General features: G+C 51.2%; 1 protein-coding gene. It reads right to left on the bottom strand.

Going from position 1 to position 3642, the window contains the following annotated elements; translation table 11 throughout:
* Nucleotides 1–582: 582 nt before the first annotated feature.
* Nucleotides 583–3426 (bottom strand): TIGR03960 family B12-binding radical SAM protein, encoded by a 2844-nt coding sequence (locus tag QUB04_RS29415; RefSeq protein WP_333289990.1) that lies wholly within the window; start codon nt 3424–3426, stop codon nt 583–585.
* Between the last annotated feature and the right edge of the window lie 216 nt (nt 3427–3642).

Raw genomic sequence — 3642 nt, 5'->3', positions numbered from 1 at the left:
TTACTCCACAGATGAATCTGGGAGATTGAACTTTAATCTAAAATCTAAAATTTTTGGTTCTTCACGACTTAAGTCGGGGGCTTCTCTCCGTTTTTTGACGGGTCAATCGATTTTAGATTTTAGGTTTTAGATTTTAGATTGACTCCACAGATGAATCTGGGAGCTGGAACTTTAATCTAAAATCTAAAATTTTTGGTTCTCCACGACTTAAGTCGGGGCTTCTCTCCGTTTTTTGACCCGTCAAAAACATCTATTGTTGAATACCCGCTCTGCGGTTTGAACCGTGAGATTTTTGAATAAGCCGACCACCGACAACCAGTCGATCGATCGAAATTAATCGCTAAATTTGGTTCAGACCCTCCGGCGGGTTTGGCGCTAGATTTAGCCCGTGAATGTACAACAAAAAGGCTTGAAGTCTTGAACAGAAGCAAATTGCACCCAGCCCGCGTTGCTGGTTGACGAGGGCGGCGAGCGACTAAAGCGCTCGAGCCGCCGCGGCTTCCATAACAAGCGATTATAGCGTGAAAGGACACATCCCGATCGAGAGCCGAAGGTAAAAAATTCCACCACGGCTTCCCTATCTTAACCATAACCTAGGATTAGCTGACTACGCTCAACCTGCAGAAGCTGAATTTCCTGCTGGCTGACTTGTTCGAGCATGAAAACAATATGTTCTGGCTTTAGCAAGTTGCCATCGCTGCGACAACTGCCGGTAAAGCGCAAGACGGCTCTACCTTCGGATGTACCACTCCTAGCAGAGGTGCTGCTGTCGGGTTTGTGCTCTACAAGTTCTAGTTTGTGCAGTCGATCGCGCAAATTGACATCCTGCGTCTTTCCCGACTTAGTAGTATGCACCCGCCAAAAAGCCTCGGTTTCGACGATCGTCTTGACCCAAGCTTCCCAGTTGGCATCAGGAGCCACGCAGACAGGAGCAGCATTTTCCTGGTCTAATTCGCCATTTTCTGTCAACGAGCCTGCGGAGGCCACAGTAATTACGTACTCCGCTGCTTCTAACAACTGGTTAGCAGAAGGAGCCTTGAGATCGATCGACTCAACCTTGTAAATCGGAATATTTTCCGGCAGCTTAGCGGCCAACTTTTCCCGAAAACTCTCAATATCGATCGACTCAGTGAGTTCAAAGTCGGCAATTTCCCCAGTGCTGGTAACACCCAGAGGCAGAGCATTTGCCAGAGAAATCCGAGGGTTCGGGTGAAACCCGCCGGTAAACGAAATCGGCAAATCGGCTCTGCGGACTACTCGATCGAACAATCGGATCAAATCCAAATGACCAACCAAAGCCATATCGCCCACCTTCCCGAACCAAACCCGAAAACGCTGTTTCCGCTCAGTATTCGGGACAAACTCCCCAGCAAACTCAGGAATTGGCAGCGCATCCACAACCACATTGTGTCCGAAATCAGTGCCGCAAACCCCGCAGCGCGAACACCCTTCAAAGGAACAGTCGGGAACCGTCGCTGCTTCTAAAGCCTTTTGCAAGTCAATTTTCAGCCAGTTTTTGTCGATTCCCGTATCTAAATGATCCCAAGGCAAAGGTTGATCCAGTAGGGGCGGTGCCCCCGTGCCCGCCCCCGCTGGTAGGGGCGGTGCCCCCGTGCCCGCCCCCGCTGGTAGGGGCGGTGTCCCCGTGCCCGCCCCCGCTGGTAGGGGCGGTGCCCCCGTGCCCGCCCCCGCCGTTAAATTCATCCGTGTATCCGTGTCCGCATCCGTGTCGTGCTCCTCTTCCTTCTCAAAAAGATTCCACTCGCCACTTTCGACTTGGCGGTATTTCCAGGTAAGGCCCGATTCATCGATCGCCTGAGTCCAAGCTTTGTAAGCCTGATCCAAGCTTTCCCACCAGGCATCCATACCCGCGCCAAGTTCCCAAGCGCGGCGGACTACAGCAGCCAAACGTCGATCGCCCCGTCCGACAAAATCCTCCATTGCCGAAATCCGCACATCAGTGTAATTCACCTTGACGCCCCGCATCCCCCGAAACTCTTCCTTCAGGAGTTTTTGCTTGCGGGAAAACTCAGCAGTAGAAACCGAGTGCCACTGAAAAGGAGTGTGAGGCTTAGGCGTAAAATTAGAAATTGTCAAGTTAAAATTCAGTCCCCGCCTGCCATTGATCCTGCATTCCCTGTGCAGCCAGCGGACTGTTTCGGCGATGCCGAGAACATCAAAATCTGTTTCTCCCGGCAAACCGATCATAAAGTACAGCTTGATTTTATCCCAGCCGCGATCGACCGCAGTTTTGACACCCCGAAGCAATTCTTCGTTGGTCAAACCTTTGTTAACGATGTCGCGCATCCGCTGAGTACCAGCTTCCGGCGCAAAAGTCAAACCACCTTGTCGCGTCCCGCCGAGAATGTCGGCAATATTATCGTCAAATCTGTCAACTCGCTGGCTGGGTAGAGACAGAGAGATATTTTTATCTTTCAGGCGATTTTTGATTTCCATCCCGACTGCTGGGAGTGCCAGATAGTCGGAACAACTGAGGGAAAGCAGGGAAAACTCGCTGTGTCCGGTGGCTTGCATCCCCTGTTCGATCGCCTCTACGACTTGCTGCGGTTCGACATCGCGCGCGGGACGAGTCAGCATTCCCGGCTGACAGAAGCGACACCCGCGGGTGCATCCCCGGCGGATTTCTACTGTCAGTCTGTCGTGTACTGTCTGGACGTAGGGAACCAGGCCGATCGAATAAGCTGGTATCGGAGTTGCAACGCGGCGCAGAATTCGTTCTGGAACTTGCCGGCGGTTGGGATGAACAGAACCGTCGGCCGCCATATCGTAAAATTGCGGGACGTAGACGCCTGGAATTTGCGCTAAATCCAGCAGCAATGCTTCTCGGCTCAAATTATTTGTTTTGCCTTCTGCCAAAATCAAGCCTATTTCTGGCAGCAACTCTTCTCCATCTCCCAAAGCGATGAAGTCAAAAAAGTCAGCGTAGGGTTCGGGGTTGGAAGTTGCCGTTTGCCCGCCAGCAAAAATCAGTGGCATTTGACCGTTTTGGCGATTAGTCGCTCTTTCTTGCCAAGTTAGTGGAATGCCGGCTAAATCCAGCATTTCCAGAATGTTTGTTGCTCCGAGTTCGTAGCTGAGGCTGAAGCCCAGAATATCAAATTCTGTGAGCGATCGCCTCGATTCTACGGCAAACAGGGGAGTTTTGGTCGATCGCAGTTTTGCTGCCAAGTCGGCGGCGGGCAAATAAGCCCGATCGCACAACTGCCTCGGCACAGCGTTCAAAATGTTGTAAAGGATGATGTGCCCCAAATTGGAAGCACCAACTTCATAAACTTCTGGGTAAGTGAGAACCCAGCGCACAGACGCCGCGTCCCAAGGCTTGTGCGTAGCCCCCAATTCGTTTCCCAGATAACGAGCAGGCTGATTAATCTCTGCTGTAAGTAATTCTTCGACTTTTACTGCCACGGCTCGACTCGCTAAATAGTTGCGACTCTTAAGCAGCCTACCTTAAAATCTGCCAATACGCCAACGACAGTCGTCTGTCTTTTCGGCCCTTTAACCGAATTTGCTGTGTTTTGTTGCCTGTTCTCGTCGATGAGGAGGCTTTATCAAAGAAATGGGTTTAAAACCCCGTCGTTCTAGGACGGCTTTAATTCCTTCTGAATTTTCCCGATCGTGTTA

Origin of the sequence: Microcoleus sp. D2_18a_B4 (assembly GCF_036702475.1) — a bacterium.
Lineage (GTDB): Bacteria > Cyanobacteriota > Cyanobacteriia > Cyanobacteriales > Microcoleaceae > Microcoleus.
Note: the sequence above shows the minus strand (reverse complement) of the source record. Positions and strands in the feature narration are given on the sequence as shown.